Source organism: Cyanobium sp. PCC 7001, assembly GCF_000155635.1.
GTDB lineage: Bacteria > Cyanobacteriota > Cyanobacteriia > PCC-6307 > Cyanobiaceae > NIES-981.
Genome location: NZ_DS990556.1, coordinates 1,430,629 through 1,455,960, shown reverse-complemented (window position 1 = coordinate 1,455,960; position 25,332 = coordinate 1,430,629). Strand labels below are relative to the sequence as shown.

Below are 25,332 nucleotides of genomic sequence, written 5' to 3'. Positions count from 1 at the left end.
CCTGCCGGTGGACATCCTGCGCCAGATGCCGATCGGCCAGTTCGTGGCCGAGGACCCCGGGGCGGGCCGCCGCAGCTGGCTGCGGGCCCTGGATCCCCGCCTCAAGCTGGCCTGGACCGTGGCCTTCCTGGTGACCCCGATCCTGGCCGGGCCGATCTGGCGGCTGAGCCTGGTAGGGCTGCTGCTGCTGATCACCGCGGTGTGCGGCCTGCCCTGGCGGCTGTGGCGCCGCAGCCTGCCCCTGCTGCTGGTGCTGGCCCTGCTGGTGGGCGGGCTGGCGGCATTGCTGCCCGCCGGCAGCGTGGCGCCGGCCCCGCTGGAGCGTCCCCCCGCGGAGGTGCGGCTGGTGACGGGCTCACCGCTGGAGGCACCGCCGGAGCGGTCTGGCCTCCCCTGGGATCTGGTGCGCTGGGGACCGGTGGAGCTGGGGCCCATCGAGCTGGGTCCGCTGGTGATCAGCCGCCGCTCGGCCGAGCTCGGCCTCAACGGTGCCACCCTGCTGTTCACCCTGGTGCACAGCGCCAATCTGCTGCTGCTCAGCACGCCCCCCGAGCAGTTGGTGTGGTCGTTCAGCTGGGTGCTGGCGCCGCTGGCCCGCCTGGGCTGGCCGGTGGAGCGGCTCGGATTCACCCTGCTGCTCTCCCTGCGGTTCCTGCCGCTGGTGCAGGAGGAGCTGCAGAACCTGCTGCGGGCCCTGGCCACCCGGGCGGTGAACCTGCGGCGCCTGGGCTGGCGCCCGTCCCTCGGGCTGGTGCTGGTGGTGGGTGAGCGGCTGCTGGCCAACCTGCTGCTGCGGGCCGAACAGGGGGCTGAGGCCCTGCTGGCCCGCGGCGGCACCTGGCAGGCGGCCGAACAGCTGCACCGCCCCGGCCGTCCGTACCGGCTCGGCAATCTGCTCGGCGCGGTTGTGCTGGCGATCCTGCTGGTGCTCCGTTGGAAAGTCGGTGCTCTTTAATACCCCACAGATCCCGCGGCTGAGTGACCACCGAGCGCTACCTCAACCACCCCACCTTCGGGATGCTCTACAGGGTCGCCCCTGTGGCGGAAGGGCGCGATCTGTACGCCACGCTGTATGCCCAGCGCATCTTCTTTGTGGTGACCCTGCAGCCGAGGGGGGCCAGCTTCGAGGTGGTTCCCCTGATGGATGCCCGCCACTACGCCGAGCAGAACCTGGCCCGGGTCCGGCGCGACGGGCCCGAGGCCCAGGCTCACTGGCGACAGCTCTTTGACCAGACCTTCATCTGATCGTCCGGCCCCGGAAGCCGCAGCTGCTCGGTTGCCGGATTCGGAGAACCGTGGCCTGGCAGCCCGCTTGGAGGCGATCCGTGCCCAGCTGCCGCCCAGCTGCCGGCTGCTGGCGGTGAGCAAGGGCCATCCCGCCGCCGCCATCCGCGCCGCCGTGGCGGCCGGGCAGCGCAGCTTCGGGGAGAGCCGGCTCCAGGAGGCCATGGCCAAGCAGGACGCTCTGGCCGATCTGGGTCCGCTCGACTGGCATTTCATCGGCCGGCTGCAGGCCAACAAGGCCCGCGGGGTGCTGCGCCGTTTCGGCACCATCCACTCGCTGGACAGCGTGGCCCTGGCCCAGCGCCTGGCCCGCATCGCCGCCGAGGAGGAGCGCAGCCCGGCCGTGCTGTTCCAGGTGAAGTTCCGCCCCGACCCCGCCAAGACCGGCTTCGAGCCCGAGGCCCTGCGGGCCCGCTGGCAGGAGCTGTCCGCTCTGCCGGCCCTGCGGCCTGTCGGGCTGATGACCATCGCCCCCATGGGGCTGGAGGCTGCTGAACGACGGGCCCTGTTCCAGGAGTGCGCCGCCCTGGCGGCCGAGCTGGGTCTGCCGGAGCGTTCGATGGGCATGAGTGGCGACTGGCCCGAGGCCGTGACCGCCGGCAGCACCTGGGTGCGGCTGGGCAGCAGCCTCTTTGGTGACCGCCCATCCCAGAATCTTGCGATCCCTGACGTGGGACGCTATTCAGGATGAAAGCACCCCAAGAGGATCGCTCCGTGTCGTTGTTCTCCCGTCTGCGTGCCGTCGTCTCCGGCGATGACTACCTCGATGGGGACTACGACGAAGAGCTGGATTACGCCGGCGAGGAGATGCAGGACCCCGCCCCGCCCACCAGTCGGAGCAGTGCGCTTGCCCTCAGCTCCGATTTCTCCACGGACGATCCCTTTGCCGGCACCAACGTGATCGGCATGCCGGGGCTCTCCACCTCCGCGGCGGAGGTGACCCTGATGGAGCCCCGCAGCTTCGATGAGATGCCGCGCGCGATCCAGGCCCTGCGCGAGCGCAAGACCGTGATCCTCAATCTCACGATGATGGAGCCCGACCAGGCCCAGCGCGCGGTGGATTTCGTGGCCGGTGGCACCTTCGCCATCGACGGCCACCAGGAGCGGGTGGGGGAGAGCATCTTCCTGTTCGCCCCCAGCTGCGTCACGGTCACCACCGCTGGTGGTGAGGAGATGTCGTCGCCCACCACGGTGTCGCGGGATCTGGGTCACGAGCAGGAAGCAGCCCCGTCCCCGGCCTGGGGCCGGCAGGACACCGCGATCTGAATTCCGATCTGAACCCTGATCTGAACGCCCGCTCCCCATCCCCGTCCGCCCCTGCGGGCACGGCCGTGTTGCCATCCTTCGGTGTGATCGGGCTCGGGCGCATGGCCCAGGCTTTGCTTGTGCCCCTGATCCAGGCGGGCCTGGTGGATCCCGGCGGGGTGCGGGCCGTGGTGGCCAGCCCCGCCTCGGCCGAGCGGCTCTCGGCGCTGTACGGCCTGGCCGTGGCCACCGACCCCAGGGAAGCCTGGATGGCGCCTGTGGTGCTGCTGGCGGTGAAACCCCAGCAGCTGGCGGCGGCGGCCGCCGCCGCGGCGGCGGCGGCGCCGGTGGGCTGCACCGGTGTGCTCGTATCGGTGCTGGCCGGTGTCCCGCTGGCGCGGTTGCAGCGGCTGTTCCCGGGCTGGCGCTGCGTGCGGGCCGTGCCCAACACCCCCTGCCTGGTGGGGCAGGGCCTCACCGGCCTCAGCCTGGCGTCTGAGGTGAGCACCTCGGAGGGGGATCTGATCCAGAGCCTGTTCGCCCAGGTGGGCGAGGTGCACCGACTGCCGGAATCCCAGCTGGATGCCTTCCTGGCGCTCACCTCCTCGGGCCCCGCCTTCGTGGCCCTGGTTGCCGAGGCGATGGCCGATGGGGCCGTGGCGGCGGGTCTGCCGCGGCTGCTGGCCCAGCACCTGGCCCACCGCACCCTGGCGGGCAGTGCCGCCCTGCTGCAGGGGCAGGAGCTCCATCCCGCCCAGCTCAAGGACATGGTGAGTTCGCCGGCGGGCACCACCATCGCCGGCCTGCGCCAGCTGGAGCGTGCCGGCCTGCGTTCAGCCCTGATCGAGGCGGTGCTGGCGGCGGCTGAACGCAGCCGGGAGCTCGGCGCCGACCGCGTGCCCTAGCGGCTGCCCGCCTTGTCCCCCAGCCGGGGTTCGGTGCCGGCCAGCAGCCGGGCCAGGTTGCTGCGATGACGCCAGATCACCAGCCCGCTCGTGAGCAGCGCCAGCACCAGGTAGGGCCAGCGCACGCCCAGCCCCTGGCTCTGGAACCAGCCGAGCATCAGCAGCGGCAGCGCCACCGCGCCCACCACGCTCGAGAGCGACACGATGCGGCTGAGGGTGAGGGTGGTGAGGAACACGCCGAAGCAGGCCAGGCCCACGGGCCAGGCCAGGCCCAGCAGCATGCCGAGGGCCGTGGCCACAGCCTTGCCGCCGCGCCAGCCGAGCCAAGCGGGCCAGGTGTGGCCCGCCAGGGCGGCGAGGCCCGCCGCCACCACACCGCTGTCGATCGCCCAGCCCGTGGGCCCCAGGGGCTGGCCCAGCGGTTCCAGCACCGCCTTGGCCAGGAGCACGGCGGCGGTGCCCTTGAGCACGTCCACCAGAAACACCACCAGGGCCGGACCCTTGCCCACCACGCGCAGCACGTTGGTGGCCCCGGTGGAGCCGGACCCCTCCTGGCGGATGTCCAGGCCCTTCCACCACCGCCCCGCCAGATAGCCGCTGGGGATGGAGCCCAGCAGGTAGCCCGCCAGCAGCAGCGGCAGCACCAGGGTCAGCAGGGGGGGCAGGGCCATGGAACGCAGGGAGGGAGGTGGATGGAGCTCGAGGTCAGTAGAGCTCTTCGTCGTCGATCAGCTCCCCCGGCCCCGGTGCGAAGGCGAGCCAGAGGGGGAACTGGAGGATCGGGATGTCCACCACCTGCTCGGCCGCGTCGACCACGATGAAGGGCAGCTCGCCCCGCTCCTCCAGCCGGTCGGCCCGTTCGATCAGGGCGTCAGGCCGCTCGAACAGCACGATGCCGCTGGTGGGGCCGAAGTCCTCCCGTTCCAGGCCGAGGCTGTCCTGCAGGATGCGGCGCCACTCGCCGAGCCGCTCGGGCTGGCTGGCCAGCACCAGGGTCTGGAACCGGTCGCCGTACAGCTCCCCCAGGATCGCCACGGCGGCGGCCGTGACCAGGGCGTTGCGGCTGCGGCTGCCGCTGCTGGGCTGGGCCCCCCGGCCGCCCTGTTCGAGAAACCAGCTGTCCAGGCTGGCGGCGGCACCGGTCTCCAGGCTGCGGCGCAGCTTCCACGGGTCGGCGTAGAAGTCGGGCTGGCCCTGGAAGGCCGCCAGCCGTTCCCGGATCAGGGCCTCATCGGCGCTGAACAGCCCGGCGGCGGCCACCGGCTGCGCCGGCGCAGGCTCCCCCGCTGCCTGGGCCGCGGCATCGAGGGCCGACGGGGCCACCAGCACCTGCTGGGGCACCAGCTCCACCTGCTCGGCGGCCACCGCCAGGTCCTGCAGGGCCCCCACCAGGTAGTCCTGGAAGCCCTTGAGGCGCCGGGCCACGCCATCGGCCTGGCCGGCGAAACTGCTGCTGATCTCGCGGTTGATCTGATCCCGGCGGGCCTCCAGCTGCCTGATCTCCTCCTCCAGCTGGGTTCGCTGCTGACGCAGCTCCGCCAGGGCCAGCTGCTGCCAGTCCGTGTCGGGAGCCTGGCCAGCAGTGCTGCCGGGATGGTCGGTGCTGGTGTCGGCGGGTGGGCCGGCTTCGCCGGTGGGGGCCGGCTGGGGGATGGGCTCGTCAGGCATCGGGGGCAGGGAGGTGGCTCAGATGACGGTCGAGTTGCTGGCGCAGGGCCTTGGCATCAAACAACAGCGGCAGCAGGTGCGGGCTCTGCTCTTCGCGGAAATAGAACACCACCGGCAATCCCGGCCAGAACAGACGCCAGTTCTTCCAGGCGCTGTAGGGGAACCGGCGCAGCAGCACGGCCTGGCGCCACACCACCAGGGCCTCCTCCTGGAATTCCAGCCGCAGCAGGGCGGTCTGCACCACCAGGAACAGTCCGAGCAGGCTCACCGCCAGGCTCAGCCAGAGGGCCCCGGCCCACAGAGGTGTCAGACCGAGGCAGGCCAGGCCGACCCCCACCACCCCCAGGGCCACGCCGTAGTGGGCCGGCAGGGTGCCGTCCTCAGCGGCAGGCTGCGGCGCAGCCCGGTTCGGGAGGTCGGCAGCGGTGGCATCCGAAGGGGAGGTTGGAGGGTTCGTCATGGTGGGGAGCAACGGGGACGGGGCATCAGTGATCTGGCATCGGGCTCGGTGCATCAGAGGCCGGACATCGGCGGCCATAGATCAAGGGCCGTGGTTCAGGGAAGAGCAGCAACCGAACCCCATCAACCAAACACCATCAACCAAACAGCACCTTGGTGAGCAGGGCATCCATCAGCGCCACCGTGACCAGGATCATCACCACGGCGCCGGTGGTGCTGGTGCCCACCTCCTTGGGGCCGCCCCGGGTGGTGAGCCCCCAGCCGCAGGCGATCACGGCGATCTGCAGGCCGAACACCAGGGCCTTCACCAGCATGAACGGGAGATCCTCCGGCTGCATCCAGGTGCGCACCGAGGTCCAGAACACGCTGGGGGGAATGTTGTAGAGCAGCGAGCTGCTGAGCTGCCCCGACCAGATCCCCACACCGAAGAACAGCAGGCACTGCACCGGCGCCATCACCACCATCGCCAGCACCCGGGGCACCACCAGGTACTGCACCGGATCGGTGCGCAGCATGGTGATGGCGTCGATCTGCTCGGTCACCTTCATGGTGCCGAGCTGGGCGGCATAGGCGGTGGCCACCTTGCCGGTGAGCAGGGTGGCGGTGAGCAGGGGGGCGATCTCGCGGGAGAGGCCCAGGGCCAGCAGGCCACCCACGGCGGCATTCGCGCCCTGCTTGGAGAGCTCGGCCACCACCTGGATGTTGAACACGGTGCCGGCTGCCAGGGCCGTGATCACCACGATCAGGAAGCTGCCAGGCCCGGCCTCCAGCAGCTCCTGCATCAGGTCGTTGAGACCGATGCGGCCCCGGGCGATGGCGCTGATTGCCTGGCCGCCGATCATGCAACTCACGCTCAGCCGCTGCAGCCAGCGGGGCAGGCGAAGCGGCCTGAACTGAGTGAAGGAGCGGCTCATGCGGACCGGGGCAGACGGCGGGGCCAGTGGCGCATCACCACCAGGCCCAGCACCACCAGCAGTGCCGGGATCAGGCCCATGCACAGCCGGATGGTCGCCAGGGCGCTGGCGGGTTGCTCCGGGTTGGGCAGGGCCTCGTTATAGCCACTGGCGGTGAGCAGAACCCCGAGCAGGGCGATCACCACGCTGATGCACACCTTCTGGGCCAGCACCATCCAGGCGCTGTACTGGCCGGCGGGTTTCTCCGGATCGGCATCGATCGCATCGGGCAGCAGCGACCACGGGATCAGGTAGGCGGTGGAGGCGCCGATGCCGGCGACCACGATCGTGCCCAGCAGCAGCAGCATCTTGATGGCATTGCCCGGCCAGGCCAACGCCCCGAGGGTGCTGTCCAGGGGCTGGAGCAGCATCACCAGCAGGCAGGCGGCGATCCAGAGGCCACCGCCGTAGCGCAGGGCCGTGAGGCGGCCGCACCGGTGGGACACCGCGGTCCAGAGCCAGAGGCCGCCCAGGGAGCTCACCAGGAACGGCAGGAGGATCAGCTTGCTGATGCCCTCGGGCACCTCCATCACCACCGGCAGGAAGAACAGCGACACCGCCTGCATCAGCTGCAGGGAGCACCAGAGCAGGAGATAGAGCCCCAGCACCATGCCGAAGCGGCCGTTGCGCAGCACCCGCCGCAGCAGCCGCCGGGTGGTGCCCGTGGACCGTTCCGGCCGCTGGCACTGCCGGGCCGCCGGCATCAGCCCCCAGCCGCAGAGGAGGGCGGAGGCCGTGATGATCAGCCCCGCCACCAGGCCCACCGGCAGATAGCTGCTGGCGTCGCTGAGGTTGCGCACCAGCACGCCGGCCAGGAGCGCCGCGGTGACCGTGGCCAGGATCGAACCGGTGAAGCGGGCCGTGTTGAGCCGCGTGCGCAGCGACACGTCGGTGGTGAGCTCCGCGGCCAGGGCCGTGTAGGGGAGGTTGACGCAGGTGTAGAGGCTGTTGGCCACCACCGAGATCAGCAGGAAGATGGTGAACTTGGTCCACACGTTCTGCCAGGGAGGCAGCCACCACATGGCGGCCATGGCCACCCCGAGGGGGGCCGCACTCCAGAGGATCCAGGGGAGCCGCGGCCCCCAGCGGCTGTAGGTCTTGTCGCTGAGCCAGCCCACGATGGGGTCGTTCACGGCGTCCCAGAGGCGGCCCAGCCCGTAGGCCAGACCGGCCAGCCAGGGGGGCAGGCCGGCGGCCACATAGAACCGCAGCAGGTAGAAGCCGATCAGGGAGGCCCCCATGCCGGTGCCCGCATCGCCGAGGCCGTAGGCCCAGAGCAGACGCTGACGGGCTCCGCCGCGCAGGTCGGCCGCATCCGTGGGGGGCGCCGATGCCGGAGGCGCTTCGCGAGCGGTGGGCGCCAAGGGCTTGGGGGAGGAGCGTTCAGGACGCAGGCCATAATGACCGAGCCCCACAGGGGCAGCGACAGTACGTCTGTACTGCTGCGGGCGTAGTTTAGTGGTAAAACCTCAGCCTTCCAAGCTGATGATGCGGGTTCGATTCCCGCCGCCCGCTTCAGCGAGCCACCAGCCCCAGCGGCGCCAGCACCATCCAGCCGCCGTACACGGCCAGCAGCAGCGCGATCGCCGTCGTCCAGCCGGCGGGCAGGCGGCGCAGCAGCAGACAGCTGCCGCCGCTGACCAGCAGGGACGCGGAGAAGGATCCGGCCCACCACAGGGCGGAGGCCGCACCGGCGGGGGCTTCCTGGCCGTGGAGCATGGCGTGCACCGCCACGGCCGCGGCGATCAGCGATCCGCAGGCTCCCAGGGCGGGAGCCTTGCTGGACCTGTGGCCGCTCAGCACCATGAAGGCCACGGCGGGCACCGCCGCGGCGGCCAGCACCTCGGCGGCGGGCAGCCCCCCGCCGGTGGCCCCGAACACAGCGCCGATCAGGGCGCCGGCCAGTCCCCAGATCAGCAGCTGGGAGGAGATGTAGGAGGCCGCCGCGCCCACCCCGATCAGCAGCAGCAGGTGGTCGGTGCCGGCCAGGGGGTGCAGGAAACCGGACGCCAGCCCTCCGCTGGCGACGCTGTGGGCCTGGGCCGGCTGGCCCGCCAGCAGCGCCATGGCGGTGGCCAGGGCCGCCAGCACGCCCAGGGAACGGGTGCTCTGGAACTGAGGCATGGATTCTCCCGGTGTCCGCGCCGGGCAGAAAGGAACAGGTGGAACGGCGAGCGTTCTGACTCGGGAGCCGGGCTCCCTCACAGCTGCGGGACAGTGCCGGACTTGCACCGGGCTTTCCTCCTTGACTTCCTGGGGTGAACCGCGGAAACCGTTCCCGCTCATTCTGCGCGGCAGTGGGCAACCTGGCTGTTTCCCGCCGGTTCTTCCCCGGATTCCCGTGCTTTGGGCGGCGAAACGGGGTCGGGCGCGATCAGATCGGCGGCCCACCGGGCCTCGGCCAGTACCTGAACCAGCACCTGCGGACGTTCCCGCAGCAGGCCAATCCAGTGGCTGAGGTAAGCGGCATGGTGCTCCACCTGGCTGCCGATCTCGAGCCGATCCCCCAGCAGCACGGCACCCAGCTCGGCCACCAGCTCCTCGCGGGCATAGGCCCTTGAGCCGAAGCGGCCCGAGAGGTCGCGGCTCAGGCGGCTGGGATGGCCCGTGGAGTGGATGGCTTCGTGGGCCCAGGTGGCGTAGAAGGCACTGGCGCTGCTGAAGGCACCGCGCTCGGGCAGCTGGATCCGATCCAGCTGGGGCAGGTAGGCGGCCCGATCACCGCCATGGCTCACCGGCACCGCCCAGCCCCCGAGCGCCGCCTCGGCGCCGGCCAGCCGTTCGGGTTCGGGCCGTTGATCGAGTCCTTCGCAGAAGCGTCGCTGCGCGATCAGGGCCACCAGGTCGTCGCCCACCAGATCAGCGGCATTGAACACCGCCACGGGGCGAAAGCGGATCCAGGCCTGCTGGGCGGGGGCGGCGCCTGTGTCGGCGTCGGCATGGGCATCGCCGTCAGCGGCGTGGAGAGGTTCTTGAAGCCGGGCCGGCGACAGCTGGGGGCGGAGCACGTGCACGGCCTTGGATCCGCGCCGGGGGACCAGGCCGCGGGCGCGGGCTTCGGCGAAGCCGCACCAGTAGGGCAGCCGCGAGCCCCGTCCGTGCATCCCCAGGGTGAGCAGGATCGGATTGGCGCCGCGGTAGCGGCGGCCCGACAGCAGGTTCACGTGGTGGCCGCCGCCGTTGGCGTCCCACGGGCGCCGCCACGGTGTGGTGCCGGCCTCCATCAGGGCGATCAGGGAGGCCACCAGCGTGTGCTCTGCGGAGGAAACGGAGGGCATGGGCGGCCGGGCGAACTGGGATCCCAGTGCCACCTGCCGGCTCAGGGATTGAGCGGCTCTTCCCTCCAGGCCTGGTGGCGCCGCCAGCGGCGGCGGCGATGGGGGTGCCCCACCAGCTCCAGCAGCTCCACCTGCTCGAGCGGAATCCGCACCAGCTGGAATTGCGGCGGCATCGGGGCGTCGTCGGCCAGTTCCGTCGGGAAGGCCGCTCCAGGATCCAGCGGTTCCCCCGGCGGGGGCCAGCCCCAGAGCGCGCGGCCGGCGGGACTCAGAGCCCGCCAGTGCCGCTGCCGCTCCTGCAGATCCAGCGGGGCCGGCAGGTCCATCACCGCACCGCGCAGCCGGAACTGGCAGCGGGCCCGGCTCAGCAGCCAGCAGAGTTCCACCGCCGGCTGGTGGCGGAGCTCCATGGCCTTGGCGCTGCGGCCATCGGTGAGCAGATCGAGTGTGGCGCCATCGGCCCAGCCCCGGAACACCAGGGTGCGCACCCGTGGGGTGCCGTCGGCGGCCACGTTGGCGAGCTGGAGCCAGCGGGCTGCCGGGGAGCGGCCCTCGCGCTGGCGGGCCCCCTTGAGCAGGGGGCGCCAGGGGGGCAGGTCGCTCACGCGCTCTGGGGCTGGCGGCGCTGGAACGCGATGGCCGCGGCCCCGGCGGCTGCAGCGCCCAGGGCACCGCCCACGGCCAGGAACGCCAGGGTCTGCAGGGCCAGAAGCAGCAGCCCGATGGCCGACGCGGTCTTGATGCGGATCTGGGCCTTGATCAGCAGGGTGAGCAGGAGCAGCACCGTGGCCTGCAGCCCGGCGATCTTGGCCACCAGGGCCGGGCCGCCGAACGGGCAGAGGGGACAGGGAGGGAGCATGGTCGGGGAGCAGCGGATCCATGCTGGCGGCAACGGCCCGCCTACGGCAGCAATGGCCCGCCCGTCGAGCGGCGGATCGCCACGATCCCGGGCCGGGGTGGCCGGTCCGGCACGCCGGAGGGCCAGTTCGAGCCCCTGGGCACCGATCGCTCCTGCACGAAGGGGCTGCCGCTGCGATCCACCAGGCGGGTGCGCACGCTGTCGGCGGCATGGCCCCTGCGGGTGCCGCTCACCTCGCCGGGGTGCTGCACGGCCAGGAAGAGCGTGTGCTCCGGCTCGTCGAAGCAAGGGCCGGTGAGCTCGCACTCCATGGGGCCTGTGGCGAAGCAGAGGGCCTCGCCCCGGGCCGGCCCGCGCTTGGGCAGCACCCAGCAGCTGTTGTTGCCGAAGGGATCGCCGCTGGCCAGGCGCGAGGAGCGGTCGGTCATGATCCACACGTTGCCGGAGCGGTCCACCTCCAGGTTGTCGGGGTTGGCGAAGCCCAGGCCGCCCTGCCAGGGCGGACCGCCCACGGCCACCATCCGCCAGCGGAAGCCATTGCTCCGCGTCGGCCGTGGCGGGTTGTCGTGGGCAGGGGTGACGTCCGTGAGCCGCATCACCCAGCCGTGGGGCCAGGTGGGCTCGCCCGAGGGGCCAAAGAAGATGGCGGGATCGGCCCGCCCCACCGGCTCCTCGCCCCCCCCGGCCGTGAAGGCGATCAGCAGATCGCCCGTGGTGGGGTCGATCACGGTGTCCTCCGGGCGGGCCGTGGCGGTGGCGCCCACGGCGTTGGCGGCGAGATGGGCGTCGATCAGGATCGCGCCGAGCCTCGCTTCGCCCTCGCCGGGGTAGAGGTCGGCCAGCGTGGCGTACTGCCGGAGGTAGCCCTTTACCTCCCCGTCCGTGGCGAGGGCGATGGCGCCGGGCAGGCGGCGGTCGGGGTGGGGCAGCAGGGTGGGCTGGTCCAGCGTCCAGCGCCGGTAGTGGCTCGGCCGTGGTGGGTCGAGGCGGGTGCCGGGCTGCAGCGGAATCCAGTGGCCGCGGCCATCGGGGCTGAAGCGGGCCACGTCCAGCCGTCCCTGGGCGAACAGCCCGGAGTTGGCCGGATCCTCCGGGTCCTCGATCCGGGCGTCGCTGACGAAGCGGTAGAGGTGGCCGCCGTGCCGGTCGCAGCCGGAATACACCACCAGGGGCTGGCCGGCCTGGGCCTTCACCGCCACTGCCTCGTGGCGGAAGCGCCCCAGAGCCGTATGTTTCACCGGTGGCCGCTGGGGCCGGCGCGGATCCACCTCCACGATCCAGCCGTATTTGTTGCCGGCCAGTCGGAATGGATTGCCCAGGCCGCTCAGGCGCCGGCCATCCCAGCGGAAGGGCAGCCGTGAGGGATCGGGCGAGGAGCCGTCGGCGTACACCTCCTCGCACACCTCGTTCTGCACGTTCTCCTCGGCGCTCAGCACCGTGCCCCAGGGGGTGGTGCCGCCGGCGCAGTTGGCGAAGGTGCCGATGATCCGATCGCCGAGGCCATCGTCGTAGCCGAGGCGCCGGGGGGCGCGGAACACCGCCGCCGCCGGCCCGCTGGCCCGCAGGCGCTGGGCGGGATCCTCCCGCCCGCTCAGGCCGGAGATGCGGCGATCGAAGCGTCCGGGTTGCCGCCGCCAGCGTCCGTCCGGTTCCCGCCGCAGCTCCGCCACGCCGATGCCCAGCTCCTCCAGGGCCACCGCGGCCACGGTGCGCACCATCGCCAGCAGGGGATCGGCAGCGCCGAGAGCCGTGGCGTCCACGCTACCGTCCCGGTCCGCCAGGGCGGCCCGCAGCGGCTCCAGCGGCAGGCTGAGTCCGCGGGCCTCATCCAGCCCCTCCGCCCAGGGTCTGGCGCTGATGTACTCGAAGTTCACCGTGAGCAGGGCCGCGTCGGGCCCCAGCGCCAGGAACGCCAGGTGATCGTTGTTGTACCCGAACGTCCCCGTCCCGAGGGCATCACCCCACACGGCCAGCAGGTCGGCCCTGTAGCCCTCAGGTACCACCAGCCGGTCCTGCAGGCTTGCCCGGCCGTATTGGCGGCGCTGCTGGGCGGCCGGCAGGCCGTCACCTGGGAGCGGCAGGGGCGTGGGAACCGGCCGGAAGGGGAGGGCTCGGGTGGCGCCCCTCCCCGGGGCTGGCCCGGCGGTCGTGAGGCTGCGGGACCGGGCCATCGCCCGGGTGGCCGTGCCGGTGCCAAGGCCCAGCAACACCAGCAGGGCGCGGCGGTTCATGGCTGGGGCTGGCAAGGGAGAGTGCCGCGAGCGGTTCACATGAAGAAGGGCGCCCCGTGTCGAGCGCCCTTGGGCCTGTTGCAGGGCTCGCGCTGCCCCGGTCTTGGCCTCTGATTCAGTGATAGATCCGTTCGGCCGGCCTGTCAGTACGGCTAGCCGACCCCTTCAGACCCCACCGATCTGGGCCAGGGAGGGCGCGACGGCCTGCTCGGAGGTGGAGCCGGTGTGCTGGGGAGGCTCAACCTCGGGAGCCTGAACCTCGGGAGCCTGGAGCAGTTCGGCGGTGATGGCACCGTCGAAGGAGAAACGGCCAGGACCCAGCAGCAGCAGGGCCAGGCTGGCGCCCAGGTAGAGCACCACCAGCTCCAGCACGTAGATGTTGAGGCCGGCCGTGAGGATGTGGTGGTAGGCCGCCACGCTCATGGTGCCGGCGATGGCGAGGGCCCCGAGGGGGGTGAGGAGGCCCAGGATCAGCAGCCAGCTGCCCATCACCTCGGACAGGCCGGCCACCCAGGCGAGCACGAGGGGAAAGGGGAGGTGGAGCGGGGCCACGTAGGTGTCGGCGAAGGCCTGAGGATTGCCGAGCTTGTCCTGGCCGTGATGAATCATCATCAGGCCGATCGCCACGCGCAGGATCAACAGGCCGGCATCGGCGAGGGTGCCGCGCTGGAGCACGTAGCGCCCGAGCAGGCCGCGCACGGCCGGGCGCTGCACCAGCTGGGTGAGCGGACCGGCGGCTGGACCGGCTGAGAGCACGGCGTTGCCGGCCCGGGAGGCATCCAGGTCGGAGCGGTTCAGGCGCAGGAACCACAGCGCCAGACAGGCCGCCGCGAAGCCGGCGAGACCTTCCAGCAGTTGAAGGGTGGACATCGACCGCGAAGGGGAGGAATGGTGTGTGAGAACTCTGGCAAGCCACGTAACGGAACGTGAAGCTGTTCCTGAACGGCGTTCCGCCTCGGGGCGGCCGTGCGGCGCCAGCCCGGATGGACGCTGCCTGGGTGCACCGGCCATCGCCCCGGCGCAAAAAGCCGTGGCACAATGTTTACACTTCGTAACAGCACCATGACCGTCGGAGAGCTCTTCCTGGAGTCGGTGTCCACCGGGGTGATCACGCCGTCCGAACTGAGCTGGCTGGCCCAGCGTCAGAACCTGTTTTCCCGGGTGGAGGAGGCCGCGGCCGTTCGCCTCGGCCGGCTTCTTGACCAGGGCGTGATCCAGCTGGGCTGCCGCCTGGCCCAGCGTCCAGGCTCAGCGCGATCCTTTTCTGCAGGCTGACCCCAGATCCGCTCCAGGCAGTTAGGATTTCTTCACGTTTCGCAATCCCGCGCAACCATGTCTGACAGCACCACCTCCCGCTTCGGTTTCGTCGCCTTCGCCGAGACCTGGAATGGCCGCCTCGCCATGCTCGGTTTCACCATCGGTCTGGCCACCGAACTGCTCACCGGCCAGGGCATCCTCGGCCAGATCGGCCTCGGCTGATCCACCCAGGTCCAGCCGCTTCGCAGCCACCCGCGGCGGTGTCCCTTTCGGGGCACCGCCGTTTTTGATGGGCCGGGCGCGATGCTCGGCTCGAGGCGACCGTCTCAGGGCAGCGCCACCCCCGCCAGCCGCCGCCGCGCCACCAGCAGCACCAGGCTGCGGCTCTCCAGCGGAATGCCACCAGGCGACCAGCGCTGGGGTGCAGCCGGCAGGTCCTCGCCGGGGGGCAGGCCGGTGTCGATCACCCGCATCCATCCCGAGGTGGACACCGGCAGATCGAAGTGAACTGCCTTGCTGTAGGCGTTCATCGCGCACCAGAGCAGGGGGCCGTCGATGCTGTCGTTGACGCTCCAGGCCACCGTGTGGGACCAGCCGGCCCAGTCCGGCCGGCCGATCTCCACCCCGTGCCACTGGCGCCAGCGGTGCACCGGGTCGTCCTGACGGCGCTGGGGTCGATCCGGCAGCGGAAATTCCGGGTTGATCAGATCTACCAGCTGGCGGCGCAGGGCCAGGAGCCTGCGCACGAACAGGCGCAGAGCCAGATCGTGCTTGTCCGGCTGCCAGTGCATCCAGCCCAGGGGATTGTTCTGGCACCAGGTGTTGTTGTTGCCCCCCTGGCTGCGTCGCACCTCATCGCCCATCAGCAGCATGGGAACCCCGGGGGACAGCAGCAGGCTGCTGAGCAGGTTGCGCAGCTGACGCTCCCGCAGGCTGGTGATCGCGTGGTCGGTGCTGGGACCCTCCACACCGTGGTTCCAGCTGTTGTTGTGGTTGTCGCCGTCGCGGTTGTCCTCCCCGTTGGCCAGGTTGTGTTTGCCGTTGAAACTCACCAGATCCGCCAGCGTGAAGCCGTCGTGGGCGGTGAGGAAGGTGATGGCCTGGCCCGGATGCACCGGCACGTGGTGGTAGAGGTCGGGGCTGCCGCTGAGCCGCTGGCCCACGGCCCAGGCGCAGTTCTCATCCCCTTTCCAGAAGCGGCGCAGGTCGTCGCGGAAGCGGCCGTTCCAGGTGGCCACGCGCCGGGCCGGGAAGTCGGCCAGCTTGTAGAGGCCGCCGCAGTCCCAGGGTTCGCTGATCAGCTTGAGATCGGCCAGGTCGGGGTCGGCCTCCATCGCCTCGAACAGGGGCGGCGCGGCCAGGGGAGCGAGGTTGTCGCCACGACTGAGGGCGATGCCCAGATCGAAGCGGAAGCCGTCCACCCCCAGCTCCACGGCCCAGCAGCGCAGCGACTCGAGGATCAGCCGCCGCACCAGCGGACGGTTGGCGGCGATGGTGTTGCCGCAGCCGCTCACGTCCTGGTAGTCGCCCAGGGCGTTCTGCTGGTAGTAGAGCCGGTCGCAGAAGCCGCGCCAGCTCAGGGTGGGACCGTTCTGGTTGCCCTCGCTGGTGTGGTTGTAGACCACGTCCAGCAGCACCTCGATGCCGGCCTGGTGGCAGGCCGTCACCAGCTGGCGCACCTGGTCGCGGCCGCTGAGGGGATCGTCGCCCACCAGGTACTCGGGATGGGGGGCCATCCAGCTCACCGGGCTGTAGCCCCAGTGGTTGAACCGCCCGGCCGGGGCATCGCTGGGATCGAAGGCCATCACCGGCAGCAGCTCGATCGCGGTGATGCCCAGCTCCTTCAGGGCCGGCAGGGCCTCGATCAGCCCCAGCAACGTGCCCTGGCGCTCCCGGCTCACCGGGCAGCCTGCCCCCTGGGTGAAGCCGCCCACATGCAGCTCGTAGATCACGCTCCGCTGCCAGCTGTGGCGCGGTCGCGGCGCCGCCTCGAAATCGAAGCGGTCGCGCTCGGTCACCACCCCCTTGAGGCAGTGGGCCGCGTTCGGCGCCGCCCCCACCGCCGCGCTGCGGCGGTAAGTGCCCCAGCCGGCGATCGCCCGGGCACAGGGATCGAGCAGCACCTTCGAGGGGTTGAAGCTGTGGCCCCCGGGCTGCAGCGGCCCGAACACCCGGTAGCCGTAGCAGGTGCCCAGCCCCAGGCCTTCCACCTCCACGTGCCAGTGGTCACCGGAGCGGTGGGTGGGACCGAGTTTCACCACCCGGAAGGGCTCGCTGGCCTCGCCGTGGCTGAAGAGCAGCAGCTCCAGGCTGGTGGCCAGCGGCGCCACCACCGAGAAATTCACCCCACGGCTGGTGAGGGAAGCCCCGAGGGGCCAGGGGCGGCCCGGATGCACCGTTCCCGCGGCCGGGTGGGCGGCGGCACCCCCTGGTGGCGGGGCCGGCTGCGCCGGTGCCGAGATGGATGGGGCTGACAACGGCTCCGGTCAGTGCGCCCACAAACTAGACATCACCGTCTTGTTGGCCCAGGTGTCCGTGCTCGCCCATGCTCCGGAGGCCGGCCGTCCACCGCTGGCCGTGCTGCCGGGGCTCTGGCTGTTCGCCCCCAGCCGCGACAGCCAGGGGGGCAGCAGCTGGTTGCTGGAGGGCGACCGCTCCGGCCTGGGCTTCGATCTGCTGATCGACTGCCCCGGCTACAGCCAGGCCAACCTCGACTGGCTGGCCGGGCGTGGCGGGGACGGGCTGCTCGTGCTCACCAGCCGGGAGGGCCACGGCCGCTGCCGGCGCTGGCAGCAGGCCCTGGGCTGGCCGGTGCTGGTGCAGGAGCAGGAGGCCTACCTGCTGCCGGGGGTGGAGCGGCTGCAGCGTTTCGGCGCCGGCCACGATCTGGCTGCCGGCGTTCGCCTGCTCTGGACCCCGGGGTCGACGCCCGGTGCCTGCGTGCTGCACGTGGGCCAGCAGGACCTCGATGTGTTGTTCTGCGGCCGGCTGCTGGCTCCCGTGGGCGTGGGGGCCGTGGCGCCGCTGCGCACCGCCCGCACCTTTCACTGGCCTCGGCAGCTGCGCAGCCTGGCCACGCTGCGCCAGTGGCTGCCGCCGGACTCACCCCGCTGGATCGCCTGTGGCGGCGGGCTCGGAGCCCTGCGCGGCGAGAAACTGGTTCCGCGGGGCGCCGCCGTGCTGGAGGCCCTCGATCTGGGCCCTCCGGCTGCCGCTGGCAGCGGGGCGCCATAACCCCCGCACACCCGCGTTGGGGTAATCCGGCACCAAAACCGTTGCAGCAGCGAGCTTCTTGGTTGCAGTCCCGGGGTGTGGCCCATACCATTGGCGCGCTGATGCCCCGCACGGCGCCCCCGCCGCCGCTTCGATCGCGCCCCAGAGGCTTACCCCGCTCCCATGAACAAAGCTGACCTCGTCAACCTCGTGGCCGCCCGCACCGAGCTGACCAAGACCGACGTCTCCCAGGTCGTCGACGCTGCCATCGAGACCATCATCGATTCGGTGGTGGAAGGAAAAAAGGTGTCCATCCTCGGTTTCGGTTCCTTCGAACCGCGCGAGCGTTCCGCCCGTCAGGGCCTCAACCCCAAGACCGGCGAGAAGATCAAGATCCCGGCCAAGCGGGTTCCGGCCTTCACCGCCGGCAAGATGTTCAAGGATCGCGTGCAGGGCTGAGCCTCTCCTGATCCGCCCGACGGCACCAGCGGCCCCCGGGCCGCTTTTTTCATGCCTTCCTGTCTGTCCGTGCCTCCCGCCGCGCTTCCTGCCCATGTGCAGCAGCAGATCCAGGCCGGTCTGGATCGGCGGTCGCGGGGGTACCGGGGCCGGTTCGCCCCTTCCCCCACCGGCTCCCTGCACCGCGGCAACCTGCGCACGGCCCTGCTGAGCTGGCTGGAAGCCCGGCTGGCCGGCGGCACCTGGCTGCTGCGGCTCGACGACCTCGACACCCCCCGCAACCGCGCCGGAGCCGAAGAGGAGATCCTGCACGACCTGCGCTGGCTGGGCCTTCACTGGGATGGGCCGCTGTGGCGCCAGAGCGAGCGCCGGGGGCTCTACGGCACGGTGCTCTCGGCCCTGCGCCGGGATGGCCGCCTTTACCCCTGCCGCTGCAGCCGGCGGCTGCTGGCCGACGTGTCCGCCCCCCACGGCGGTTGGGCCGTGTATCCAGGGTTCTGCCGCACCGTTGCGCCCCGGTGGGGGCCGGAACAGGGCCGCCTGCCCAGCTGGCGGCTGCGGCTGCCGCCGGGGCGGATCCGCTGGCGGGAGCATGGGCGGCTGGGGCTGCATGCGGCTCCGGGAGACCTGGACGCCGCCAGCGCGGTGGGGGATGTGGTGCTGCGCCGGGCCGACGGGTTTCTGGCGTACCACCTCGCCACGGCGGTGGATGAGCTCACGCTCGGCATCAGCGCTGTGGTTCGGGGGGCCGACCTCTGGCGTTCCACGGCCGCCCAGGTGGCGGTGATGGCCCAGCTGGGAGCGGACCCTCCTGTGTACGCCCATGGGCCGCTCTGGTGTGATCCGGCCTCAGGCCAGCGGCTGAGCAAGCGCGAGGGGGCCGAGGGACTGGCGGGTCTGCGGCAGCGGGGGCTGGATGCGGCCGGGGTGATCGGCCTGCTGGCCGCCAGTGTCGACCTGGTGCCGCCGGGCTCCCGCCTCAGCGCCCCGGAACTGCTGCAGGAGCTGCGCAGCCGGCCGGCCGCTTGAAGCCAATAGAGGCTTAAGGAAGGTTTCGGGAATGGTGTGTGCAAATCCGCGCACACTGGTGATGCACCCTGTCGGTCCCAACGGGCCGCGCTGATGAACACCGAAGCCAGGCTGGCCCCTCTCGAGTCCGTGCATGCCCCCCGCCGGGCCGAGCGGAGCTGCAGCCACTGCGGCGGCAGCGGCATCCTGCGCCTCGACGACCAGCGCTTCCGCACCTGCCTGGAGTGCCTCGGTCAGGGTCGGCTGCCCGTGCCGACCCCACGTCCCACCGTGACTCCGATCAGCGCCGCGATGTCGTCTTCTGCTGCCTGATGAAGAAGGCGGCGGCCGCCACCACCACGGCCAGGGGTACAGCCGTCAGCAGCAGCAGGATCACAGCCGTCCAATCGGTGTACATCGTCACGGGTCAGGGAGTTCCATCATTCCAGCCTGCTGGTCCCAGCCCGCTGTTGTCAGTCCGCCATGTCCGACGCCCGGGGCCGCAGCACCGATCCCACCTATGACATCCTCCGCAGTGAGCGCCAGCCCCTGTCCTCCCTGTTCCGGCCAGCCTGCGTGGCGGTGGTGGGGGCCAGCGAGCGGCCGGGCAGCGTGGGGCGCACCCAGCTCTGGAACCTGATCCGCTCACCCTTCGGCGGCACGGTGTATCCGGTGAACCCGCATCGGCACAGCGTGCTGGGGGTGCGCTGCTGCGCCGGCGTGGCCGAGATCCCCGAGCCGGTGGATCTGGCCCTGATCGCCACCCCGGCGCCCACGGTGCCCGCCCGCCTGGAGGAGTGCGCTGCCGCGGGGGTGAAGGCGGCGATCGTGATCTCGGCGGGCTTCCGGGAGGTGGGGGCGGAGGGCGTGGCGCTCGAGAGTCGGCTGCGCCAGATCCTGCGGGGGTCGGGGATGCGGCTGCTCGGCCCCAACTGCCTGGGGCTGATGAATCCCCGCCTCGGGCTCAACGCCACCTTCGCCTCGGGCATGGCGGCGCCGGGCCATGTGGGCTTTCTGAGCCAGTCCGGCGCCATCTGCACGGCGGTACTCGACTGGAGCCATCGCCAGGGGGTGGGCTTCAGCGCCTTCGTGTCGATGGGCTCGATGCTCGATGTGGGCTGGGGCGATCTGATCACCTACCTGGGGGACGACCCCGCCACCCGCAGCATCGTGGTGTACATGGAAGCCGTGGGCGACGCCCGGGCCTTCCTGTCGGCGGCGCGGGAGGTGGCCCTCACCAAGCCGATCGTGCTGATCAAGGGCGGCCGAACCGACGAGGCCGCCCGGGCCGCGGCCTCGCACACCGGCTCGCTGGCCGGCAGCGACGCGGTGCTGGAGGCGGCGCTGCGGCGCTGCGGGGTGCTGCGGGTGGACCGGCTCTCGGATCTCTTCGATCTGGCCGACGTGCTCGCCAAGCAGCCGAAGGTGCCCAGCGGTCCGCGCCTGGCGATCGTGACCAACGCTGGCGGGCCGGGGGTGCTCGCCACCGATGCCCTGGTGCTCAGCGGTGGCCAGCTGGCCCAGCTCTCGAGCGCCGGTGTGGAGGCCCTCGATGCGGTGCTGCCGGGCCAGTGGAGCCATGGCAATCCCATCGACATCCTGGGTGACGCCGATCCCGAGCGCTACGCCAGCGCCATCCGCATCGCCCTGGATGATCCCGGCAGCGACGGGCTGCTGGTGATCCTCACGCCCCAGGCGATGACCGATCCCACCACCACGGCCCAGCGCCTGCGGGAGCTGGCGGAGGGGAGCCACAAGCCCCTGATCGCCAGCTGGATGGGGGGCGACGAGGTGGCCAGTGGCGCGGCGATCCTCAACGCGGCCGGGATCGCCACCAATCCCTACCCCGATGCCGCCGCCCGGCTGTTCGTGTCCCTCTGGACCTTCGGCTACAACCTGCGCGGCCTCTACGAGACCCCGGTGCTGCTGCCGGAGTCGGATCAGGAGATGGACCAGGAGGCTGCGCTGGCGCCGGGCGACGGCGAGGCGCCAGGCCCGGGCGCTGGGGCCCGGCTGCTGCGCCAGGCCCAGGAGGAGGGCCGCGAGCTGCTCAGCGAGGCCGAGGCCAAGCAGGTGCTCGCCGCTGCGGGCATCCCGGTGCTGGAGACCCGGCTGGCCGCAACGGCGGCCGAGGCCTGCGCGGCCGCCGAGGCGATCGGCTACCCGGTGGTGCTGAAGCTGAACAGCCGCACCATCACCCACAAGAGCGATGTGGGGGGCGTGTGGCTGGATCTGGCCAGTCCCGCCGCCGTGACGGCGGCCTTCGATGCCATGGCCCGCCGCATCCCTGAGCAGTTCGGCCCCCAGGCCTTCGACGGCGTGAGCGTGCAGCCGATGCTGCAGCGGCAGGGCAGCCTGGAGCTGATCGCGGGCAGCAGCCTCGATCCCCAGTTCGGCCCTGTCATCCTGTTCGGCAGCGGCGGCACCCTCGTGGAGGTGTCGCGGGACAGCGCGGTGGGTCTGCCGCCCCTGAACACCACCCTGGCGCGGCGGCTGATGGAGCAGACCCGCGTGTTCCGGGCGCTGCAGGGGGTGCGGGGCGGCCCGCCGGCGGATCTGGAGGGCCTGGAACGGCTGCTGGTGCGCCTCAGCCGGCTCGTGCTGGAGCAGCCCGCCATCCGCGAGATCGACATCAACCCGCTGCTGGTGCGGCCGGGTGATGCCCGCCAGCCCCTAGTGGCGGTGGATGCGCGCATCGTGATCCATCCGGTGGCCGGTGCCAGCTGTCATCTGCCCCGGCCGGCGATCCGCCCCTATCCGAGTCAGTACGTGCGCCACTGGCACCTGCAGGACGGCACCCCGGTGACGATCCGGCCGATCCGTCCGGAGGATGAGCCGCTGCTGGTGGCCTTCCACCGCACGCTGTCGGAGGAGAGCGTGTATTTCCGCTACTTCCACATGATGGCCCTGAGCCACCGCACCGCCCACGAGCGGCTGCTGCGCATCTGCTTCACCGATTACGAGCGGGAGCTGGCCCTGGTGGTGGACCGGCGCGATCCCGACTCCGGTGAGCACCGCATCCTGGCCGTGGGGCGGCTCAGCCGGCTGCACGGCTGCAACGAGGCCGAGTTCGCGATGCTGATCAGCGACCCCTACCAGCGCCAGGGTCTGGGCACCGAGTTGCTGGCCCAGCTGCTGCACATCGGCCGCGAGGAGGGGGTGGACCGGGTGAAGGCGGAGATCCTGCATGAGAACCGGGCCATGCAGCGGGTGTGCGGCAAGCTCGGCTTCAGCCAGCGCTCCACCCCCGAGGCGGTCGAGGCCTGGATCGACCTGGCCGCGGCATCTCCCAGGACCTGATCAGCCCGCCAGCAGCGCCTCCACGTGGGCGGCGGCACTGCCGGCCAGGCCCGCCAGTCCGTAGCCGCCTTCCAGCACCGACACCAGCTTCCCGCCGGCGTGCCGCCGGGCGATGGCCAGGCAGAAGCGGGTGAGGTCGCCGTAGTCGCCATCCGTCAGCTGGAAGCTACCCAGGGGATCGCCCCGGTGGCCGTCGAAGCCCGCCGACACCAGCACCAGTTCGGGCCGGAACCGATCGGCGACGGGCTCCACTGCCGCGGCCAGGGCCCCCAGCACGGCGGCACCGTCGGTGCCGGGCGGCAACGGGCAGTTCACGGTGAAACCCAGCCCAGGCCCGGCGCCCCGTTCCGAGGCGGCGCCGCTGCCCGGGTAGTTGCCCCATTCGTGGGTGCTGGCATAGAGCACGCTGGCGTCACGCCAGAAGATGGCCTGGGTGCCGTTGCCGTGGTGCAGGTCCCAGTCGAGGATCAGCACCCGCTCGAGGCCGTGGATCACCTGGGCGTGCCTGGCGGCCAGGGCCACGTTGTTGAAGATGCAGAAGCCCATGCCGCGGGCAGCTTCCGCATGGTGCCCGGGCGGCCGCACCACGGCGAAGGCCTGGGTCACGGCGCCGGTGAGCACGGCATCCACCGCCGCCAGGCTGCCGCCGGCCGCCAGCCGGGCCACATCCTCCGAGGCCTCGCCGATGGCGGTGTCGCCGGTGGAGAGCACGGCGGCGCCGTAGGCCACCTCGCGCCGCACCGTCTGCAGGTAGGCGAGCGTGTGGCAGCGGAGCAGCTCGGCATCGGTGGCGGGCCGCGCCGCCAGCGCTGTGCACCGCTGGCGCAGGCCACGCCGTTCCAGCTCACCGCTGATCGCCTCCAGCCGCTGCGGGCACTCGGGATGTCCGGGCCCCGTGTCGTGCAGCCGGAAGGCCGGATCGATCACCAGTGCCGTGGCCCCCACCCGTTGCCACCTCCAGACATCCCTCTCCCCACAATCGCTGACAGCGGTCGCGGCGCTGGCTAGGGAAGGAGTAGCTCCCTGAGGCGCCAGCCATGCCCGCGCCCCCGACCCTGGCCGAGCTGCCGCCCCAGGCGGTGGAGCGCACCACGCGGCTGATCCGCCAGCAGCGCGGCCGCGCCGATGCCCTGATCGAGGTGCTGCACCAGGTGCAGGAGCTCTACGGCTACCTGCCGCCGGGAGCCCTGGAGCAGGTGGCGCGGGAGCTGAAGCTGCCCCTGGCCCGGGTGCACGGGGTGGCCAGCTTCTACCACCTGTTCCGGCTGGAGGCGCCCACCGCCCACCGCTGCGCGGTGTGCCTCGGCACCGCCTGTTTCGTGAAGGGGGGCGGAGAGCTGGCCGCGCGCCTGGAGCAGCGCCTCGGGCTCCAGCTCGACGATCCCGCCGGCAATGGCAACTGGGCCCTCGAGCACGTGAGCTGCCTGGGGGCCTGCGGCCAGGCCCCGGTGCTGGTGGTGGACGGGCAGATGGAGCCGCGCCTGCCGATGGACGACCCGGCGGCGCTGGACGGGCGCCTGGCGGCCCTGGGGCTGACGGCCTCTGCGGAGGCTGGCTCCGGCGGAGGGGTGTGATGAGTGGCATGTCCCAGCTGCATCTGCGCTGCTGCGCCGCCAGCGGCTGCCGCTCTGCCGGGGCCGAGGCCCTGCGCTCGGCCCTGCTCGCCGCCAGGGATCAGCTGGGTGGCGCCGCCGACGCAGTGACGATCAAGCCGGTGGGCTGCCTGCGGCTGTGCGGCCGCGGCCCCCTGGTGGCGCTCGACCGCACGGGTGAAGCTCCCGGCACCGCCAGCACCGAGCTCTACGCCGACCTCACCCCCGCGCAGGCCCCCGCCCTGCTGGAGGCGGCCACCGGCCTGGCCACCGCTGTTGCGGATGGGCTGGCCGCCCAGCGTCTCGATCCCGCCCACCCCTTCTTCGCCCTGCAGAAGGCGGTGGTGCTGGAGAGCTGCGGCGTGGTGAACCCCGAGTCGATCGACGATGCCCTGGCCCACGGCAGCTACGCCCAGCTCAAGCGGGTGCTGCTGGAGTGCACCCCTGAGCAGGTGCGCGATCAGGTGAAGCGCAGCGGCCTGCGCGGCCGCGGCGGTGCGGGCTATCCCACTGGCCTGAAGTGGGACACGGTGGCCCTGCAGCCGCCCGGGCCCCGCACGGTGGTGTGCAACGCCGACGAGGGCGACCCCGGCGCCTTCATGGACCGCAGCGTCCTGGAGAGCGATCCCCACCGGCTGATCGAGGGCATGGCCATCGCCGCGTTCGCGGTGGGGGCCGACCAGGGCTACGTGTATGTGCGGGCCGAGTACCCGCTGGCGATCGAGCGCCTGCGGCTGGCCCTCAGGCAGGCCCGCAGCAAGGGGCTGCTGGGGAACGGGATCGCCGGCAGCTCCTTCAACCTGCGCCTGGAGGTGCGGGTGGGGGCCGGCGCCTACGTGTGCGGCGAGGAAACGGCCCTGCTGGCCTCGATCCAGGGACAGCGCGGCACGCCGCGGCCGCGGCCGCCGTTCCCCGCCCAGGTGGGTCTGTGGGGTGCGCCCACCCTGATCAACAACGTGGAAACCCTGGCCTCGATTCCGGTGATCCTGCGGGAGGGGGGCGACTGGTATGCGGCCATGGGCACCGAGGGCAGCAAGGGCACCAAGGTGTTCGCCCTCTCCGGGGCGGTGGAGCGCACGGGGCTGGTGGAGGTGCCGATGGGCACCAGCCTGCGCACGGTGGTGCAGACCATCGGCGGCGGCGTGCCCGGCGGCGAGGGGCCCGACGGCGGTGTGAAGGCGGTGCAGACCGGCGGCCCCTCCGGCGGCTGCATCCCCGCCCACCTGCTCGACACCCCGGTGGACTACGAAAGCCTGCGCGCCCTGGGCTCGATGATGGGCTCGGGCGGGCTGGTGGTGATGGGTGAGCGCACCGCCATGCCGGAGGTGGCGCGCCACTTCATGCGCTTCAGCGTCAACGAGAGCTGCGGCAAGTGCGTGCCCTGCCGAGCCGGCACGGTGCAGCTGCTGCAGCTGCTGGATCGCTTCGTGGAGCGGCGCGCCTCGCTGGGTGATCTGGAGCGGCTCGAGGCGCTGTGCGGCATGGTGGGCGCCACCAGCCTCTGCGGCCTGGGCCAGGCGGCTCCCAATCCGGTGCTCAGCACCCTGCGCTACTTCCGCCAGGAGTACCAGGCGGCCTGCCGCGAGCCGGCCCAGTGCGAGCCGCTCGATGCCTGTCTGCT

Annotated in this window: 27 protein-coding genes, 1 tRNA gene and 1 riboswitch; of the genes, 15 read left to right on the top strand and 13 right to left on the bottom strand. The window is 71.8% G+C overall.

Annotated features, from left to right (window positions below):
• Positions 1–7 precede the first annotated feature (7 nt).
• From CPCC7001_RS07180 to proC, 5 genes are all read left to right on the top strand, one after another.
• The gene (locus CPCC7001_RS07180) at positions 8–955 is read left to right on the top strand and encodes a CbiQ family ECF transporter T component (protein WP_006910650.1); all 948 of its coding nucleotides are present in this window, start codon (positions 8–10) and stop codon (positions 953–955) included.
• Between the two features lie 23 nt (positions 956–978).
• Positions 979–1,245, top strand: a complete 267-nt coding sequence (locus tag CPCC7001_RS07175; RefSeq protein WP_006910746.1) for a PipX family protein — start codon at positions 979–981, stop codon at positions 1,243–1,245.
• Between the two features lie 31 nt (positions 1,246–1,276).
• Positions 1,277–1,975, top strand: a complete 699-nt coding sequence (locus CPCC7001_RS07170; protein WP_043368756.1) for a YggS family pyridoxal phosphate-dependent enzyme — start codon at positions 1,277–1,279, stop codon at positions 1,973–1,975.
• Between the two features lie 23 nt (positions 1,976–1,998).
• Positions 1,999–2,550, top strand: coding sequence for a cell division protein SepF (locus CPCC7001_RS07165; protein ID WP_006911558.1), 552 nt, complete (start codon positions 1,999–2,001; stop codon positions 2,548–2,550).
• A 65-nt stretch (positions 2,551–2,615) separates the two neighbouring features.
• Positions 2,616–3,434 (top strand): pyrroline-5-carboxylate reductase, encoded by an 819-nt coding sequence (proC, locus tag CPCC7001_RS07160; protein WP_006910184.1) that lies wholly within the window; start codon positions 2,616–2,618, stop codon positions 3,432–3,434.
• On the opposite strand, the gene plsY is transcribed toward proC, so the two are convergent.
• The 5 genes from plsY to CPCC7001_RS07135 form a co-directional block, all read right to left on the bottom strand.
• Positions 3,431–4,105, bottom strand: coding sequence for a glycerol-3-phosphate 1-O-acyltransferase PlsY (plsY, locus tag CPCC7001_RS07155; RefSeq protein WP_006910222.1), 675 nt, complete (start codon positions 4,103–4,105; stop codon positions 3,431–3,433). The genes proC and plsY overlap by 4 nt on opposite strands.
• A 34-nt stretch (positions 4,106–4,139) precedes the next feature.
• Positions 4,140–5,102, bottom strand: a complete 963-nt coding sequence (locus CPCC7001_RS07150) for a DUF3086 domain-containing protein (protein WP_006911816.1) — start codon at positions 5,100–5,102, stop codon at positions 4,140–4,142.
• Positions 5,095–5,562 carry a DUF3119 family protein gene (locus CPCC7001_RS07145; protein WP_043368754.1) on the bottom strand — a complete coding sequence of 156 codons (468 nt, stop codon included), beginning with the start codon at positions 5,560–5,562 and terminating at the stop codon, positions 5,095–5,097. Before CPCC7001_RS07145 ends, CPCC7001_RS07150 begins: the two co-directional genes overlap by 8 nt.
• 136 nt (positions 5,563–5,698) lie before the next feature.
• Complete coding sequence (locus tag CPCC7001_RS07140; RefSeq protein WP_006909917.1) at positions 5,699–6,475, bottom strand: ABC transporter permease; 777 nt, start codon at positions 6,473–6,475, stop codon at positions 5,699–5,701.
• Positions 6,472–7,878, bottom strand: a complete 1,407-nt coding sequence (locus CPCC7001_RS07135) for an MFS transporter (RefSeq protein ID WP_043369716.1) — start codon at positions 7,876–7,878, stop codon at positions 6,472–6,474. Before CPCC7001_RS07135 ends, CPCC7001_RS07140 begins: the two co-directional genes overlap by 4 nt.
• A gap of 80 nt (positions 7,879–7,958) precedes the next feature.
• On the opposite strand from CPCC7001_RS07135, the gene CPCC7001_RS07130 reads away from it, so the two are divergent.
• Positions 7,959–8,029, top strand: a tRNA-Gly gene (locus CPCC7001_RS07130).
• Here the strand turns inward: CPCC7001_RS07130 and CPCC7001_RS07125 are convergent.
• The 6 genes from CPCC7001_RS07125 to CPCC7001_RS07100 all read right to left on the bottom strand — a co-directional run bounded on the left by CPCC7001_RS07125 (position 8,030) and on the right by CPCC7001_RS07100 (position 13,752).
• Complete coding sequence (locus CPCC7001_RS07125) at positions 8,030–8,638, bottom strand: HupE/UreJ family protein (RefSeq protein WP_006909528.1); 609 nt, start codon at positions 8,636–8,638, stop codon at positions 8,030–8,032.
• 27 nt (positions 8,639–8,665) lie between these two features.
• A riboswitch (cobalamin riboswitch) is annotated at positions 8,666–8,806 on the bottom strand.
• Positions 8,797–9,792: an ArdC family protein gene (locus tag CPCC7001_RS07120; protein WP_043368753.1), complete on the bottom strand. Its 996-nt coding sequence runs from the start codon at positions 9,790–9,792 to the stop codon at positions 8,797–8,799. It overlaps the preceding riboswitch by 10 nt.
• A gap of 41 nt (positions 9,793–9,833) precedes the next feature.
• Positions 9,834–10,397, bottom strand: a complete 564-nt coding sequence (locus CPCC7001_RS07115) for a pyridoxamine 5'-phosphate oxidase family protein (protein ID WP_006911603.1) — start codon at positions 10,395–10,397, stop codon at positions 9,834–9,836.
• Positions 10,394–10,651: a hypothetical protein gene (locus tag CPCC7001_RS15775; protein WP_006911239.1), complete on the bottom strand. Its 258-nt coding sequence runs from the start codon at positions 10,649–10,651 to the stop codon at positions 10,394–10,396. Before CPCC7001_RS15775 ends, CPCC7001_RS07115 begins: the two co-directional genes overlap by 4 nt.
• 41 nt (positions 10,652–10,692) lie before the next feature.
• On the bottom strand, positions 10,693–12,882 hold the full coding sequence (locus CPCC7001_RS07105; protein WP_006909445.1) for a PhoX family phosphatase: 2,190 nt from the start codon (positions 12,880–12,882) through the stop codon (positions 10,693–10,695).
• A 165-nt stretch (positions 12,883–13,047) separates the two neighbouring features.
• The gene (locus CPCC7001_RS07100; protein ID WP_006911249.1) at positions 13,048–13,752 is read right to left on the bottom strand and encodes a DoxX family protein; all 705 of its coding nucleotides are present in this window, start codon (positions 13,750–13,752) and stop codon (positions 13,048–13,050) included.
• Positions 13,753–13,944: 192 nt separating this feature from the next.
• Here CPCC7001_RS07100 and CPCC7001_RS07095 point away from each other — a divergent pair, with 192 nt between their 5' ends.
• Both CPCC7001_RS07095 and CPCC7001_RS07090 read left to right on the top strand, forming a co-directional pair.
• The gene (locus CPCC7001_RS07095; protein WP_006909497.1) at positions 13,945–14,157 is read left to right on the top strand and encodes a hypothetical protein; all 213 of its coding nucleotides are present in this window, start codon (positions 13,945–13,947) and stop codon (positions 14,155–14,157) included.
• A 57-nt stretch (positions 14,158–14,214) separates the two neighbouring features.
• Positions 14,215–14,361 carry a chlorophyll a/b-binding protein gene (locus tag CPCC7001_RS07090; RefSeq protein WP_006909149.1) on the top strand — a complete coding sequence of 49 codons (147 nt, stop codon included), beginning with the start codon at positions 14,215–14,217 and terminating at the stop codon, positions 14,359–14,361.
• Positions 14,362–14,465: 104 nt separating this feature from the next.
• Here the strand turns inward: CPCC7001_RS07090 and CPCC7001_RS07085 are convergent, their stop codons facing one another.
• Positions 14,466–16,535 carry a glycogen-debranching protein gene (locus CPCC7001_RS07085; RefSeq protein ID WP_006911234.1) on the bottom strand — a complete coding sequence of 690 codons (2,070 nt, stop codon included), beginning with the start codon at positions 16,533–16,535 and terminating at the stop codon, positions 14,466–14,468.
• 124 nt (positions 16,536–16,659) lie between these two features.
• On the opposite strand from CPCC7001_RS07085, the gene CPCC7001_RS07080 reads away from it, so the two are divergent.
• From CPCC7001_RS07080 to CPCC7001_RS07060, 5 genes are all read left to right on the top strand, one after another.
• Positions 16,660–17,373: an MBL fold metallo-hydrolase gene (locus tag CPCC7001_RS07080; RefSeq protein ID WP_006910089.1), complete on the top strand. Its 714-nt coding sequence runs from the start codon at positions 16,660–16,662 to the stop codon at positions 17,371–17,373.
• A 162-nt stretch (positions 17,374–17,535) separates the two neighbouring features.
• Positions 17,536–17,811, top strand: coding sequence for an HU family DNA-binding protein (locus CPCC7001_RS07075; protein WP_006911342.1), 276 nt, complete (start codon positions 17,536–17,538; stop codon positions 17,809–17,811).
• Between the two features lie 51 nt (positions 17,812–17,862).
• A complete protein-coding gene (gene gluQRS / locus CPCC7001_RS07070; RefSeq protein WP_043368752.1) occupies positions 17,863–18,840 on the top strand; it encodes a tRNA glutamyl-Q(34) synthetase GluQRS in 978 nt (325 codons plus the stop codon).
• A 93-nt stretch (positions 18,841–18,933) separates the two neighbouring features.
• On the top strand, positions 18,934–19,152 hold the full coding sequence (locus CPCC7001_RS07065) for a hypothetical protein (RefSeq protein WP_043368750.1): 219 nt from the start codon (positions 18,934–18,936) through the stop codon (positions 19,150–19,152).
• 150 nt (positions 19,153–19,302) lie between these two features.
• The gene (locus CPCC7001_RS07060; RefSeq protein ID WP_006911471.1) at positions 19,303–22,119 is read left to right on the top strand and encodes a bifunctional acetate--CoA ligase family protein/GNAT family N-acetyltransferase; all 2,817 of its coding nucleotides are present in this window, start codon (positions 19,303–19,305) and stop codon (positions 22,117–22,119) included.
• Here the strand turns inward: CPCC7001_RS07060 and CPCC7001_RS07055 are convergent, their stop codons facing one another.
• Positions 22,120–23,064, bottom strand: a complete 945-nt coding sequence (locus CPCC7001_RS07055) for a histone deacetylase (RefSeq protein ID WP_043368749.1) — start codon at positions 23,062–23,064, stop codon at positions 22,120–22,122.
• 92 nt (positions 23,065–23,156) lie between these two features.
• Between CPCC7001_RS07055 and CPCC7001_RS07050 the strand changes: the two genes are divergently transcribed.
• Both CPCC7001_RS07050 and CPCC7001_RS14435 read left to right on the top strand, forming a co-directional pair.
• Positions 23,157–23,693, top strand: coding sequence for an NAD(P)H-dependent oxidoreductase subunit E (locus CPCC7001_RS07050; protein WP_006910346.1), 537 nt, complete (start codon positions 23,157–23,159; stop codon positions 23,691–23,693).
• Between the two features lie 8 nt (positions 23,694–23,701).
• Positions 23,702–25,332: NuoF family protein (locus tag CPCC7001_RS14435; protein WP_304411993.1), on the top strand; the 1,631-nt coding region annotated here is incomplete at its 3' end.